The organism is Olsenella sp. An270, from assembly GCF_002159735.1.
Classification (GTDB): Bacteria; Actinomycetota; Coriobacteriia; order Coriobacteriales; family Atopobiaceae; genus Thermophilibacter.
Window position 1 is genome coordinate 27,170 of record NZ_NFJF01000008.1, and the last position, 14,408, is coordinate 41,577.

Sequence of the window (14,408 nt, forward strand, 5' to 3'; positions counted from 1 at the left end):
CGCGCCTTTGTCGCCCGTCGCCCTAAGAATCCCCGCCCTTGTCGCTCGCGACTCTAAGAATCCCCGCCCTTGTCGGCGGGCGTTCTAGAAAACGCCGCCCTTGCACGGGTTTCGTCGTCCCAGCCCGTACAAGGGCCGCGATTCCTAGAGTCCCCCAGGACAAGGGCGGAGATTCTAGGAAGCGCCGAGGACAAGGGCCGCGATTCCTAGAGTCCCCCAGAACAAACCCGCCGATTCCTAGAACGGCGGGCGACAAGGGCGGCGATTCCCGGGCCCCACAACAAGGGCGCAGAAAACACTTGGCAGCGCGCGACGGATGCGCTACGATAGCTCAGCACGCGGGCGTGGCGGAATTGGCAGACGCGTACGGTTCAGGTCCGTATGGGGGCAACTCCATGAAGGTTCAAGTCCTTTCGCCCGCACCATGACCTGCAGGGGCCTCGGCTTTGCCGGGGCCCTTTTTCGTGGCCGAGAAGGACGGGCGGCGCCGCTACTCCTCGTCGGCGTCGTCGAAGAGGTCCCAGTCGCCCTCGGACTTCTCGTGGTTGAAGTAGCGGCGCTTGGTCTTGCGCTCCATGAGGATGGCGATGATCAGGCAGATCACGATGCCGCCCACGATGAGGCAAAGCACGCCCGTCGTGTCGTTGAAGAGCCACGTGAAGAAATCGCCGATTGCCTGCATGCCGCCTCCCGGAACGCGTCGTTTCATCCGCACAAGTATATACTTGGGTGGCCGTCGCGCGAGCGTCGGCGGACGTAAGCGACCGAAGCAAGGAGCCAGCATGCTCGACATCAAGTTCGTCCGCGAGAACCCCGACGCAGTGGACAGGGCGTGCGAGTCGCGCCAGAACGCGCACTGGGACCGGGAGCGCTTCTTCGAGCTGGACGAGGAGCGTCGCTCCGTGATCGTTGAGGTCGAGGCGCTGCAGGCCGAGCGCAACTCCGTCTCCAAGCAGATTGGCCAGCTCATGCGCGAGGGCAAGAAGGACGAGGCCGAGGCCGCCAAGGCCAAGGTCACCGCCAACAAGGAGCGCATCGCCGAGCTGGACGACAAGCGCGCCGAGGTCGAGAAGGCCCTCTTCGACCTGGTGGCCGCCATCCCCAACATCCCGCACGAGAGCGTCCCGTACGGCAAGGACGACTCCGACAACCCCGAGGTGCGCCGCTGGGGCACCCCGCGCGAGTTTGACTTCGAGGCCAAGGCGCACTGGGACCTCGGCCCCGAGCTGGGCGTCATTGACTTCGACCGCGGCGTCAAGATCGCCGGCACGCGCTTCTACGTGCTGGGCGGCCTCGGCGCCCGCCTGGAGCGCGCGCTCATCAGCTTCATGATCGACATGCACGTCAAGGCCGGCTTCAAGGAGTGGTGGCTGCCCGTCATCACCAACCGCGAGACGCTCTTTGGCACGGGCCAGCTCCCCAAGTTCGAGGACGACCTCTACCACGTGAACCCCGACCTCTACCTCATCCCCACGGCCGAGGTCATGCTCACCAACCTGCACCGCGACGAGATCCTGGACGCGAGCCAGCTGCCGCTGTGGTACACCGCCTTCACGCCGTGCTTCCGCGAGGAGGCGGGCTCCGCCGGCCGCGACACGCGCGGCATCATCCGCGTCCACCAGTTCGACAAGGTGGAGATGGTCAAGTTTGCCAAGCCCGAGGACTCGATGAACCAGCTCGAGAGCATGGTCGCCGAGGCCGAGGCCGTGCTGCAGACGCTGGGCCTGCCCTACCACGTGGTCACGCTCTGCACCGGCGACATCGGCTTCTCCGCCACCAAGTGCTACGACATCGAGGTCTGGCTGCCCAGCTACAACGCCTACAAGGAGATCTCCTCCTGCTCCAACTGCTGGGACTTCCAGGCCCGCCGCGCCAACATCCGCTACAAGGACCCCGCCGAGTTCAAGGGCACCCGCCTCGTGCACACGCTCAACGGCTCCGGCCTTGCCGTGGGCCGCACCATGGCGGCGATCCTCGAGAACTACCAGAACCCCGACGGCAGCGTCACGGTGCCCGAGGCCCTTCGCCCGTACATGGGCGGCGTTGAGGTCATCCGCCCGGAGTAGACCGCTCGCCGAGAAGGGCGCCGCGCGAACGGTAGAACACTTGTTCTAGTCTGGCGTTCGTGCTCTACTGTATCCCCAAGAGAGATACGGGGAGAGGAGAGCGCGATGCGGGAGCATGAGGTGGCACGCTTTGAGAGCGCCGGGGACGTCCGGACGGTGTCCGTCGTCGAGGGGGACGACGGCGTGGTCGAGGTCCGCGAGCGGGTGAGCGGGCCGTCGGCCCTCGTGGCCTACGGCGAGGAGGAGCATGGGCTTCGCGTGCTGTTCTCGCCCGCGGCGGTCCCCGGGCTGCTGCGGGCCGTCGGAGAGACGGGCCACCCCTCGCTCGCGGACTATCTCGCGGACGAGAAGAACGCGCTCATCGACCTCATGGACCTCTGCGACGCTCGTGACGTCGCATACACCTTCGTCGGCGTCGGGCCCGCGAGCGGCGTCCAGTGCCGGCCGGCAATGTGAGGGGGAGACATGCGCTACACCCTGAGCGACCTCGCGCTGATGGTCGACCACACCAACCTCCACGCCGACGCGACGGAGGACGACCTGCGCCGGCTCTGCGACGAGGCCCGACGCTACGGCTTCAGGATGGTCGCCGTCAACTCGGTCCAGTCGCGGCTGTGCGCGGAGCTTCTCGCCGGCAGCGACGTCCACGTGGGGGCGGCCATCTCGTTCCCGCTCGGCCAGACCTCGGTTGCCGCAAAGGTCTTCGAGACGCGCGACGCGATCCAGAGCGGTGCCAACGAGATTGACTACGTGGTCAACCTCACCGAGGTGAAGGCCGGCAACTGGTCCTACGTCGCCGACGAGATGGCACGCATCGTGGAGGTCTGCCGCGACGCCGGCGCCCCCTCCAAGGTGATCTTTGAGAACTGCCTGCTCACGCAGGACGAGAAGATCCGTCTGTGCGAGGTCGCAAGCGAGGTGCTGCCCACGTTCGTGAAGACCTCCACCGGGTTCTCCACGGGAGGCGCCACGGTCGAGGACGTGCGTCTCATGCGCGAGCACGTGGACGCGCGCGTCAAGGTGAAGGCGGCCGGGGGCATCCGCACAGCCGACGACTTCCTCGCCATGGTTGCGGCGGGCGCCGAGCGCATAGGCTGCAGCGCCAGCGTCTCCATCATGGAGGAGCTCGCCGCTCGGATGGAGCGCGCGGGTGTGGATTACGTCGAGGTCTAGCGCCGCGGCGAGCAATGGGCAGATAAGCAAAACGGGAGGCTCCCGAGGGAGCCTCCCGTACTTTGCGTGGTGCGGCGTATAGGATTCGAACCTATGACGCCCTGATTCGTAGTCAGGTCCTCTATCCAGCTGAGGTAACGCCGCGTGCAGCTGAGTATGTTGCCACGATGCTCGCCGTCCGTCAAGCCTCACGAGAAAAAATGGCGAAGTTGTGGTGAAGGCGGGGCTCCGCGCTCGGCGGGCGCATCGCTCGCCGAGCGCGGCCGCCGCTCCCTCTCGGGGCGAGGCGTTGCGCGCGCCCCGCCGGGTACGCTCTTCTAAATCACGTCCCAAAGAGGAGGAGTGCTCATGGAATACATTGAGTTCGGCACCCAGAAGGCGCAGGTATCCAAGGTCATGCTCGGCCTCATGCGCATCGACAGCATGAGCGTCGAGGAGGTCTCCGAGCTCGTGCAGGGCGCCCGCGAGGAGGGCATCAACGCGCTCGACATCGCCGACGTCTACGGCCTCGGCAAGTGCGAGTCCATTCTCGGTGAGGTCTTCAAGGCCAACCCCGGGCTGCGCGACAAGTTCTTCCTGCAGACCAAGTTTGGCATCCGCAAGGAGGAGTCGGGCTTCACCTGGTACGACTTCTCAAAGGACTACCTCGTCGAGGCCGCCGACGCCTGCCTCGAGCGCCTTGGCGTCGACCACGTTGACTGCCTGCTGTTGCACCGTCCCGACGTCCTGATGATCGGCGAGGACGTCGCCGAGGTCATGGACGGCCTCATGGCGTCCGGCAAGATCCTCGACTGGGGCGTCAGCAACCAGAACCCGGCCACAATGAACCGCATCGCCCGCTACGCCAAGACCCCGATGGTTACCACGCAGATGCAGCTCTCCTGCGCCTTTGCCCCTGCCTTTGACGCCTTCTTCAACGTCAACATGGAGAACGACGAGGCTATCATGCGCGAGGGCGGCGTCTTCGAGTACTGCCTCGAGCACGACATGGTCATCCAGACCTGGTCTGCGTTCCAGTACGGCTACTTTGGCGGCTCGTTCCTCGGCAGCGATAAGTACCCCGAGCTCAACGCCGTTCTCGAGCGCATTGGCGCCGAGCAGGGCGTCTCGTCGGCCGCCGTGGCCCTCGCGTGGATTCTGCGCTTCCCGGCCAAGATGCAGGCCGTCATTGGCACGACCAAGCTGCACCGCGTCCAGGACTCCGCCAAGGCGTGCGACGTCACCCTCACCGAGCGCGAGTGGTACGAGATCTACCAGGCCGCCGGTAAGGTCATGCCGTAGGCGAGAAGCACGGGCAAGTTGAGAGGTGCGGTGCCCGTCACGAGCGCGTGGCGGGCACCGCGCTCTGTGTTACCAGTGTGAGAACGTCCGCAAGCGCCCACACGAGCCGCCTACAATGGCAGGCGTCAAGAGAGGGGGGCGCGCCCGGCGCCTCCTCGGCAAGGGAGGTCAACACCGTGCGCATAGAAACCTCTACCTGGCCCGCCGTCAAGCGCTTTTTTGACGAGGGCAACGACCTGGTCATTCTCGCCGTCGGATCGACCGAAGAGCACGGGCGGCACAACCCTCTGGGCGTCGACACCATCGCCCCCAACTACCTGCTCGACCTCATCGAGGCGGCCGACCCGAACATCCTCATCGCCCCGACGGTGCCCTACGGCGCCGCGGACGACCTTGTGGGCTACCCCGGCACGCTGAGCATCGGCTACCGCCTGCTCTACGAGGTGGTCGGCCGCCTGTGCAATCAGCTCTACGACTACGGCGCGCGCCGCTTCGTGCTGCTCAACGGCCACGGGCCCAACATCAAGCCGCTCTCCCAGGTGGGCGAGGAGCTCGATCGCCGCGGCTGCCGCTGCGCGCTCATGAACTGGTGGCTCATGGCCGGCGAGATCAACCCCGCTTGGAGGGGCGGCCACGGCGCGGGCGAGGAGACGAGCGCGATGCTCGCCGTCGACCCGGCGCTCGTGGACATGAGCGAGCTCGAGGGCGAGCGCGGCGAGATGGGAATTGTGAACGACGTGAGCGACGCCCTGCCGAGCGACGGCTGGAGCAACGTGCTGTACAAAGGCGTGCACGTGGGCATGCCGCGCGACGCGGTGCGCTACGCCTCCAACGGCTGGATCGGCCCCGACCACGCCAAGACGGCGAGCAAGGAGTGGGGCGATGCAATGATGCGGGGCACTGCCGACTACATCGTCGACTTTCTGCAGGAGTTTCGCCGCTGCCCGCTGCCCGAGCCGCTGCCCGTGCGCTCGGCGGGCGCCACGGGCACGTTCGCTGAAAAGCCCGGCGCGATCCGGGCGTAGGGAGCCGCACCGGGGACGGCGCGAACGACAGGGGGACCGATGTTTCTCGCACGCAGCACATGGCCGCAGGTGAGGGCCTACTTCGAGAGCCATGACACCGTGCTCATGGGCGTGGGGTCAATCGAGTGCCACGGCCGCCACAACCCGCTCGGCACCGACACGATGGCCCCGGACCATCTCGTGAGGCTGGTCGACGAGCGCATGCCGGAGGTGCTCATCGCGCCGACCCAGCCCTACGGCGCGACCGACGACCTCATGGGCTACCCCGGGACCATCTCCCTCGGCGTCCAGGGTCTCGTCGACGTGATGAGCACGATCACCGGCCAGCTCTACGACTACGGCGCGCGCCGCTTCGTGTTCGTCAACGGGCACGGCGGCAACGTCAAGTCTCTCAGCACGGTGTGCATGGACCTCAACCGCCGCGGGTGTCTCGCGGCGCTCGTGAACTGGTGGAAGGTTGCCCCGCAGCTCAACGCCGAGTGGGGCGGCGGCCACGGCGACGGCATGGAGACGAGCGCGAACCTCGCCATCGACCCCGACGCGGTCGACCTGTCCGCCTACGCGCCGGAGGGCCTGCGCAACGACCTTGGGCTCGCCGAGGGCGACGAGGCCAGCGAGGTCGCGGGTGGCCCGTTCAGGACCACCGGCTGGAGCACGGTCGAGTTCGAGGGAGTGAGCGTGGACTTCCCGCGCCGCCTCGATCGCTTCAGCTCCAACGGCTGGCTCGGCTACGGCCTGGGCGTGCCCCCCGAGACGGCAAGCGCCGAGCGTGGCCGCGCCATGCTCGAGGGCACGGCCGACTACCTCGTCCGCTTCGTGCGCGCCCTCGAGGCGACGGCGCTGCCCGGCCCGCTCGACGACGCCCGCGAGCTGCGTCGCGCCGACGCGCACATCGAGCGCCTGCGGCAGGGCGCCCAGCGCTAGCCCGCGCCCTGCTCGCCTGTCTCTCGCCAAAGCGTCAGAACGGAGAAGCCCATGCGTCTCGAGAGATCAACCTGGCCCCAGGTGAGGTCGTACTTCGCCGAGCGCGACACGGTGCTGCTGCTCTTTGGCTCCATCGAGCAGCATGGCCGCCACAATCCGCTCGGCACCGACCTGTTCGCGCCGCTCAAGCTTGCCGACCTGATCGAGGAGCGGCTGCCCGACCTGCTCATCGCGCCCGCGCTGCCGTTCGGCTCCACGCCGCGCTTTGCGGAGTTCCCCGGGACCGTCGACCTGGGCGACGAGCTGCTCCGTCAGGTCGCCCTGCGCGTCTGCGAGAGCCTCATGTCCCACGGGGCCCGCCACTTCGTGCTGCTCAACGGGCATGGCGGCAACAGCAAGGCCCTGGGCGCCGCCCAGCTCGAACTCGCGCGCCGGGGCTGCCGCTGCGCCGAGCTCGACTGGTGGAGGATGGTCCGTGACATCAGGCCTGAGTGGGCAGGGGGCCACGGCGGTGCGCAGGAGACCTCGGCCAACCTCTGCATCGATCCCTCGCTCGTGGACATGGGCGCCCTGGCGGGCGAGGGGCTCGTCGACGACTTGGGCCCGGAGCTGCCCACGACCTACTTCGACACCGTGCGCTTCAAGGGCGTTGACGTGTGCGTTCCACGCCCCACCAGCGAGTACGCCGAGAACGGCTGGATGGGCGACGACAACCCGCGCGAGGCGAGCGCCGAGTGGGGCAGGCAGATGCTCTCCGCCGTGGCGGACTGGGCGGCCGAGTTCATATCCGCGTTCGCTCGCACCCCGCTGCCCATGCCCGCGTAGAACCCGTGTCCGGGCTCGCCGCACCACCGCGCGTCCGGTACGCGAGAGTTTTGCAAGCACCCGTCCGAAGGAGGATCAAACCGTATGAACTTCAACGATTCAGAGGTCGTCTCGCTCGTCGAGAGCCTGTCCAACGCCCATGGCTGCTCGGGCTTCGAGGACGAGACGCTCGAGGCCGCCCACGCGTTCTGCGAGCCGTTCGCCACGATCGAGGAGAACTCCCTGCGCTGCGGCTTCGTCGTGCCGAAGAGCTTTGCCGGCGACAAGCCCGTCGTCATGCTCGACGCCCACGGCGACGAGGTCGGTCTCATGGTGAAGTCGATCCGCGACAACGGCTGCCTCACCTTCATCCAGCTCGGTCGCTACACCAGCGGCACCCTCGGCGGCCAGGACGTGCTCGTGCGCACCGTTGACGGCAACTGGATCCCCGGCGTGGTCGGCATTAAGCCGCCCCACTTCATGAGCGAGGCCGAGCGAGCCTCCCATGCCACCCCCGAGATGACCATCGACGTGGGCGCCACCTCCAAGCAGGACGCCGTCGAGAACTTCCGCGTGGGCATCGGCGAGCCGGTCGTCCCGGCCACCCGCTTCACCTGGGACAAGAAGAACCGCGTGATGTTCGGCAAGGCCTTCGACTGCCGCGTGGGCGTCGCCGCCATGCTGCTCGCCCTGCGCGAGCTCTCCACGCTCGACCTGCCGTTCGACGTCGTGGCCTCCATCAGCGCCCAGGAGGAAGTCGGTGAGCGCGGCGTTGCGTCGGCCGTCCGACGCTTCGAGCCCACGCTCTGCTACATGTTCGAGGGCTGCCCCGCCGACGACACCTTTGGCCCCGAGGCCGACATGCAGGCCCGCATCAAGCGCGGCCCGATGTTCCGCTACGCCGACGTGTGCATGATCACCAACCCGCGCTACCAGCGCTTCGTGCTCGGCGTCGCTGAGCGCGCCGGCATCCCCGTCCAGGCCTCCGTGCGCGAGGGCGGCGGCACCGACGGCGGCGTGGCGCACGTCATGGCCAACGGCATCCCCTGCGTGGTCTCGGGCGTGCCCTCGCGCTACGTCCACGCCGGATGCTCCATCGCGGCTCTTGACGACGTTGAGAACGCGGCGCGCCTGTGCGTCGAGGTCCTCTCGCAGCTCACGCCCGAGGACGCCTCTCGCTTCTAGGTGAGCGCCGATTGAGTCGAGTTGGTTTCGGAAGCATAGCGGCGCGGTTTCGTAGTGTAACGTGACGGCCAACAAGTCGCGCATCGCAGCTCTCCCTGCGCCTTGCTCGCCTACAGTGGCCGCGCGCAAGGTTCGAGGCGCTCTTGTGCCGAGACTAGATGTAGCGGGTCCTGCGCAGGAAGGGCGCAGGGCCAACCAATCCGGAAGGAAGGGCGGGACATGGACCATCTTCAGCTCAGTAGGCGCAACTTCCTCAAGGGCGGCGCCGGCTTCGCCGCGGCGGCCTCGCTTGCCAGCCTCGTTGGCTGCGGCGGCGAGCCGGTCACCTCGAGCGACGGCGCAGGCTCTGGCGACCAGGCTGCGAGCAAGATCGTCCTCGGGCGCCCGGTCGACTCCAACAACCTCGACCCTGTGACCTGCATCGGCAACGAGAACATCTTCATGTTCAACCTCATCGTCGAAGGCCTCGTCAAGACGGCCGACGACAGCGGCGACATCGAGCCCTGCCTCGCCGAGAAGTGGGACGTCTCTGACGACGGCCGCACCTACACGTTCCACGTCATGGAGGGCCTCAAGTTCTCCGACGGCAGCGACGTCACCGCCGAGGACTGGAAGTGGACGTTCGAGCGCGCGATGGCCGCGACGGACTCCCACTGGTACTCCTGCGTCGAGAACATCGAGAGCGTCGAGTGCCCCGACGACACGACGGTCATCGTCACCACCAAGGAGGCCGCGGCGTCCACGCTGGCCAACCTCTCGATCTTTGAGGTGGGCGTCCAGTCCAAGGCCCACTTCGACGAGGTCGGCGAGGAGGAGTACGTCAACGCCGGCCCCGTCGGCACCGGTCCCTACGTCCTCGACGAGTGGGTCAAGGGCGAGTACATGACCTTCAAGGCCAACCCCAACTACCGCGAGGAGGGGCTGCCGCTGACCGAGGAGATTGAGTTCCGCGTCGTTGCCGACGACAACTCGCGCGTCATCCAGCTGCAGGGCGGCGACATCGACGTCGCCGACAGCGTGCCCTTCGCGAGCCTCCAGCAGCTCGAGGGTGACGCCAACTGCTCGCCACAGGTCGACCCCGCAACGATGGTCTATTGGATCTCGCTGAACACGCAGAACGAGTACCTCTCCAACCCACAGGTCCGCGAGGCCCTCTACCAGGCGACCGACGCCCAGGAGATCATCGACATGACCTCCTACGGCTACGCCGAGACCGCCGGCAGCGTCATCTCCGCGACCTCCGAGTACTGCGACACTTCGATCGAGCCTCCCGTGGCCGACGTCGAGGCTGCGAAGAAGCTGCTCGAGGAGGCCGGCTACCCCGATGGCTTCGAAATCAGCCTGCTCCTGCGCGGCGGCAACGCCCTCTACGAGTCCATCGCGCAGGTCATCCTCGACCAGTGGAAGAAGATAGGCGTCACCGTCAACATTGACAGCCGCGAGTCCACGGCCTACAGCCAGGCCCGCAACGAGCTCGACCTCGACGTTGTCATCTCCGGCTGGTCCGACGACGTGCCCGACCCTACCTCGCTGATGCAGTTCATCTTTGACTACGACGCCGCCTTCGGCTACTACTCCGGCATGCAGCAGCCCGAGGAGCTGCAGGAGGTCAACAGGCAGGCCACGGTCGAGCTCGACGTGGAGAAGCGCAAGGAGCTCTACGCACAGATCCAGCAGGCCTTCCGCGAGGAGGCAATCTTCATCCCGTTCATGTCTGTGCCCTGGGCGTCGGCCATCCGCAACAACGTCACGGGCTACATTCAGACGCCGATGGGCAACTACCGCTTCCAGGAGATAGCCGTGACGGAGTAGGGAGGCGGACGCGCCCCTGGGCGCGGCGCAAGGTAACGCAAGCGGGCTGCGGCGCGGCGATGACCCGCGCCGCAGTTCCGTGCGAAAGGGTACAGGAGCTCGGGTCGAGCCGGTCGAGCCGGGCGGGAGAGAGAAAGGGGGAGGGGCGTGGAGACACTGCGCTACGTTCTCAAGCGCGTTCTGCAGATGATCCCGGTGCTGATCGTCTCGGCCATCGCGATCTTTCTGCTGATGCGCCTCCTGCCGGGCGACGCGGCCCTCGCGACGCTGGGCGACAAGATCGACCCCGAGGTGTATGCGGCCCTTCGCGAGGAGATGGGTCTCAACCAGTCGCTCTGGACGCAGTTCACCGTCTGGGTTTTCGCACTCGCCCAGGGCGACCTGGGGACCTCGGTCATCTACAAGATTCCGGTTGCCGGGCTCGTGGCGAGCCGCATGCAGGTCACCGTTCTTCTCGCCGTGGTGGCGGTCGTCATGACCGTCGTCATCGCGCTGCCGCTGGGGTACCTCGCCGGCGCGAAGAAGGGCAAGCTCCCCGACGTGGTCGTCCGTCTGCTCGCGCTGCTGGGCCTCGCGGCCCCGTCGTTCTGGGTGGGCCTGATGCTGCTGATCGTATTCGGCGTGAGGCTGGCCATCTTCCCGACCTCGGGCTGGGGCAAGACGATGGGTGAGCACTTCTGGTCGCTCATCCTGCCGGGCTTCACGCTGGCGTTCGCCTCGATTGCGGTCATCATCCGCAACGTGCGCAGCAACGTCGTCGAGGTGCGCAACGCCGACTACGTGAGCTTCGGGCGCTCCAAGGGCCTCTCGGCCTGGGCCATCTCGACCGGCTACATCCTGCGCAACGCCCTGATCCCCACCACGACGCTGCTCTCCATGCGCATCATCGGCATGCTCTCTGGCTCCGTCGTCATCGAGAACATCTTTGGCCTGCCCGGGATCGGGTCGCTGCTCGTGCAGGCGGTCACCGGCCGCGACTACGCGGTGGTGCAAGCGTGCGTGCTCGTCTTCGTGATCATCACGCTCGTCGTGAACCTGCTCACGGACATCCTTTACACGACGCTCGACCACCGCATCAAGTTGGGAGGTAACGAGGCATGAGCGCAGACGCTTCCACGGCTCCCGGTCTCAAGATGCCCGAGAAGGGGAAGGCCAAGGCCAAGGGCGTGCCCATCTGGCGCCGTAGTCCCAGCCTGGTCATAGGTGCCGTCATCGTGCTGGCGACCTGCGTCGTCGCCGCGTTCCCGAGCCTGTTCACCTCGCAGGACCCGCTGGCCCTCAACCCGAAGGAGATGCTGCTCCCGCCGAGCCCCCAGCACCTGTTTGGCACCGACAACTTCGGCTACGACGTCTTCACGCGCGTCATCTACGCCACCCGCCTCGACCTTCTCATCGGTGTCGCCTCGGCCGGCATGCCGTTCCTCGTGGGCTCGGCGCTGGGGCTGGTGTGCGGCTACTACGGGGGGAAGTTCGACGCCTTCATGATGCGCGTCCTCGATGTGTTCATGGCCTTCCCGTTCATGGTCCTGGCCATCGCCATCGTTGCCATCCTCGGAAACGGCGTGACGAACCTCATCATTGCGATGTGGGTCGTGAGCTGGCCGCCTTACACGCGCCTCGTGCGCGCCGAGGTCCTCATCGCGAAGGGCTCCGAGTACGTGCAGGCGGCGCGGACGCTGGGCTACAGCGACCTCAAGATCATGTTCCGCCACATCCTGCCGAACGTCATCAGCAGCTCCATCGTGTACCTCGCCTCCGACATCGTCATGTGCATCATGAGCGCGGCAACGCTGAGCTTCCTGGGCCTGGGCGTGCCCTCGCCCACGCCGGAGTGGGGCGCCATCATCTCGGGCGGCAAGGGCTTCATATCCACCGCCTGGTGGATCTCCGCCCTTCCGGGCCTGGTGATGGTCGTGGTCGGTCTGGGCTTCTCGCTTCTTGGCGACGGCCTGAACGACCTGCTCAGGACCAGGGACTAGGGGGTGCGACCATGACCTATCAGACGCCCGCCCAGAGCGGCGGCACCTTACTCGAGGTCAAGGACCTCAGCATGTTCTACCTCACCAAGAGCTCGTGCGTGCGCGCCGTCAACGAGGTGAGCTTCACCGTGCGCGAGGGCGAGACCTTTGGGCTCGTGGGCGAGTCGGGCTGCGGCAAGTCGACCGCGGTGCGCTCGCTGATCCGCCTCCTGCCCGAGGCGGGCAAGATCGTGAGCGGCACCATCACGTACAAGGGCCAGGACGTCACTGCGATGAGTGAGCGCGAGGTCAGGAGGCTGCGCGGCCGCGAGATCGGGATGATCTTCCAGGACCCCATGACCTCGCTCAATCCCGTGACCAAGGTGTCCAAGCAGTTCTACGAGTCCCTCAAGGCCGAGGGCCTCTCGCGAAGGGAGATGCGCGAGCGCGCGATCGAGCTCCTGCGCCTTGTCGACATTCCAGAGCCCGAGCAGCGCCTCGACAACTACGTCCACGAGATGTCCGGTGGCATGCGCCAGCGCGTGATGATTGCGATTGCCCTGGCGAGCCGCCCAAAGCTGCTTCTTGCCGACGAGCCCACCACTGCCCTTGACGTCACCATCCAGGACCAGATCATTGCGCTGCTCAACAGCCTGCGCGCCAAGCTCGGCATGAGCGTCCTTCTCGTCACGCACGACCTTGGGGTTGTCAACGAGATGTGCGACCACGTTGCCGTGATGTACGCGGGCCGCATCGTCGAGACCGCCGACACGCACGGGCTGCTGCACGACTCGCGCCACCCCTACACCTGCGGCCTGATCAACTCGCTGCCGGCCGAGCACGACACCCGCACCCGCCTCGAGCCCATCCACGGCGCGCCGCCCAATCTCGCGCAGGAGATCGTGGGGTGCCCGTTCGCGCCGCGCTGCCCCTACGCCACCGACGTGTGCCGCAGCGTCCTGCCCGAGATGTCCGAGGTGGCGCCGGGCCACCAGGTGCGCTGCCACCACGCCGACCCGACGGACCGCGCGCGCATGACCGAGCCCACCAGCTCCGTGACCCTGCAAGGAGGTGCGGCATGAGCACGACTGCCAACGCCGCGGAGGCGACCGAGAAGAACGAGGCCGTCACGGCCGTCCCGACCGAGCGCACTGACGCCGAGCTGCTCGAGGTCAACGGCCTGGTGAAGCGCTTCCCGCTCAAGCGCACAATCTTCGACGCCATGCTGCACAAGGAGCGCAAGGCCCTGACCGCCGTTGACGACGTGTCGCTCACGCTGGCGCAGGGAGAGACCCTGGGCCTGGTCGGCGAGTCTGGCTGCGGCAAGTCGACGCTCGCGAGGACGATCATCAACCTCTACCGCCCCACCGAGGGCAAGGTGGTGTTTGATGGGACGGATCTCGCGTCGCTCTCAAAGCGCGAGCTGCGAGAGCGCTGCGGTGACATCCAGATGATCTTCCAGGACCCCTACTCCTCGCTCAATCCGCGCATGACCGTGCGCCAGGTGCTTCGCGAGGTGCTGCTGCATCGCGGCGCGTGCGAGAGGGACAAGGTGGACGCCGAGGTCATGCGCCTGCTGGGACTGGTCGGGCTCTCCGAGGACCAGGCGGACCGTCTGCCGAGCGCCTTCAGCGGCGGCCAGCGCCAGCGCATCGGCATTGCCCGTGCCCTGGCCGCGCGCCCGAAGCTCATCATCGCCGACGAGCCCGTCTCTGCGCTCGACGTCTCCATCCAGGCTCAGATCATCAACCTGCTGATCGACCTCAAGGAGAGGCTCGACCTGTCGATTCTGTTCATCAGCCACGACCTGCGCGTCGTTCGCTACATCTCCGACCGCGTGGCCGTGATGTACCTCGGCTCGATCGTGGAGACCGCCACGACCGACGAGCTCTACGACCACCCGCTGCACCCCTACACGAAGACCCTGCTCGAGGCGGCGCCCTCGATGGAGGAGTCGCGCGTGAAGGAGACCAAGACGTTCGCGAAGGGCGAGCTGCCGAGCCCCATCAACATGCCGAGTGGCTGCCGCTTCCACCCGCGGTGCCCCTACGCGACCGAGCGCTGCAAGACCGAGCGCCCGTGCCTTCGCGACGCCGGGGACGGCCATCTCGTCGCATGCCATAACCCGCTCGAGGGGTAGGGCATGTCCCCAGGCTCAAATGGGGCAGCGTCGGGCGCGC

Annotated in this window: 14 protein-coding genes and 2 tRNA genes; 14 read left to right on the forward strand and 2 right to left on the reverse strand. The window is 67.0% G+C overall.

Annotation, left to right across the window (positions count from 1 at the left end):
• The first annotated feature begins 338 nt into the window (after nucleotides 1-338).
• A tRNA-Leu gene (locus B5F73_RS08410) sits at nucleotides 339-425 on the forward strand.
• Nucleotides 426-490: 65 nt separating this feature from the next.
• Here B5F73_RS08410 and B5F73_RS08415 read toward each other — a convergent pair.
• Nucleotides 491-682: a DUF6724 family protein gene (locus B5F73_RS08415; protein WP_087227797.1), complete on the reverse strand. Its 192-nt coding sequence runs from the start codon at nucleotides 680-682 to the stop codon at nucleotides 491-493.
• A gap of 100 nt (nucleotides 683-782) precedes the next feature.
• Here B5F73_RS08415 and serS point away from each other — a divergent pair, with 100 nt between their 5' ends.
• From serS to deoC, 3 genes are all read left to right on the forward strand, one after another.
• A complete protein-coding gene (serS, locus tag B5F73_RS08420) occupies nucleotides 783-2,066 on the forward strand; it encodes a serine--tRNA ligase (RefSeq protein WP_087227798.1) in 1,284 nt (427 codons plus the stop codon).
• Nucleotides 2,067-2,171: 105 nt separating this feature from the next.
• Complete coding sequence (locus tag B5F73_RS08425; RefSeq protein ID WP_087227799.1) at nucleotides 2,172-2,522, forward strand: hypothetical protein; 351 nt, start codon at nucleotides 2,172-2,174, stop codon at nucleotides 2,520-2,522.
• Between the two features lie 9 nt (nucleotides 2,523-2,531).
• Entirely contained in the window at nucleotides 2,532-3,239 is a 708-nt protein-coding gene (deoC, locus tag B5F73_RS08430) for a deoxyribose-phosphate aldolase (RefSeq protein ID WP_087227800.1), read from the forward strand.
• Nucleotides 3,240-3,306: 67 nt separating this feature from the next.
• Here deoC and B5F73_RS08435 read toward each other — a convergent pair.
• Nucleotides 3,307-3,383: transfer RNA gene (locus B5F73_RS08435), tRNA-Arg, on the reverse strand.
• 204 nt (nucleotides 3,384-3,587) lie between these two features.
• Between B5F73_RS08435 and B5F73_RS08440 the strand changes: the two genes are divergently transcribed.
• The 10 genes from B5F73_RS08440 to B5F73_RS08485 all read left to right on the forward strand — a co-directional run bounded on the left by B5F73_RS08440 (nucleotide 3,588) and on the right by B5F73_RS08485 (nucleotide 14,368).
• Complete coding sequence (locus B5F73_RS08440) at nucleotides 3,588-4,520, forward strand: aldo/keto reductase (protein ID WP_087227801.1); 933 nt, start codon at nucleotides 3,588-3,590, stop codon at nucleotides 4,518-4,520.
• 176 nt (nucleotides 4,521-4,696) lie between these two features.
• Nucleotides 4,697-5,545, forward strand: coding sequence for a creatininase family protein (locus B5F73_RS08445; RefSeq protein ID WP_087227802.1), 849 nt, complete (start codon nucleotides 4,697-4,699; stop codon nucleotides 5,543-5,545).
• 39 nt (nucleotides 5,546-5,584) lie between these two features.
• On the forward strand, nucleotides 5,585-6,469 hold the full coding sequence (locus tag B5F73_RS08450) for a creatininase family protein (RefSeq protein WP_087227803.1): 885 nt from the start codon (nucleotides 5,585-5,587) through the stop codon (nucleotides 6,467-6,469).
• Nucleotides 6,470-6,520: 51 nt separating this feature from the next.
• The gene (locus B5F73_RS08455; RefSeq protein ID WP_087227804.1) at nucleotides 6,521-7,294 is read left to right on the forward strand and encodes a creatininase family protein; all 774 of its coding nucleotides are present in this window, start codon (nucleotides 6,521-6,523) and stop codon (nucleotides 7,292-7,294) included.
• Nucleotides 7,295-7,378: 84 nt separating this feature from the next.
• Nucleotides 7,379-8,458 carry a M20/M25/M40 family metallo-hydrolase gene (locus B5F73_RS08460; RefSeq protein ID WP_087227805.1) on the forward strand — a complete coding sequence of 360 codons (1,080 nt, stop codon included), beginning with the start codon at nucleotides 7,379-7,381 and terminating at the stop codon, nucleotides 8,456-8,458.
• Between the two features lie 219 nt (nucleotides 8,459-8,677).
• Nucleotides 8,678-10,270, forward strand: a complete 1,593-nt coding sequence (locus B5F73_RS08465) for an ABC transporter substrate-binding protein (protein ID WP_087227837.1) — start codon at nucleotides 8,678-8,680, stop codon at nucleotides 10,268-10,270.
• Nucleotides 10,271-10,417: 147 nt separating this feature from the next.
• A complete protein-coding gene (locus tag B5F73_RS08470; protein WP_087227806.1) occupies nucleotides 10,418-11,371 on the forward strand; it encodes an ABC transporter permease in 954 nt (317 codons plus the stop codon).
• The gene (locus B5F73_RS08475; protein ID WP_204206303.1) at nucleotides 11,368-12,249 is read left to right on the forward strand and encodes an ABC transporter permease; all 882 of its coding nucleotides are present in this window, start codon (nucleotides 11,368-11,370) and stop codon (nucleotides 12,247-12,249) included. The genes B5F73_RS08470 and B5F73_RS08475 overlap by 4 nt, the downstream gene beginning before the upstream one ends.
• A gap of 11 nt (nucleotides 12,250-12,260) precedes the next feature.
• Nucleotides 12,261-13,310: an ABC transporter ATP-binding protein gene (locus tag B5F73_RS08480; RefSeq protein WP_087227807.1), complete on the forward strand. Its 1,050-nt coding sequence runs from the start codon at nucleotides 12,261-12,263 to the stop codon at nucleotides 13,308-13,310.
• Complete coding sequence (locus B5F73_RS08485) at nucleotides 13,307-14,368, forward strand: ABC transporter ATP-binding protein (protein WP_087227808.1); 1,062 nt, start codon at nucleotides 13,307-13,309, stop codon at nucleotides 14,366-14,368. The genes B5F73_RS08480 and B5F73_RS08485 overlap by 4 nt, the downstream gene beginning before the upstream one ends.
• Nucleotides 14,369-14,408 lie beyond the last annotated feature (40 nt).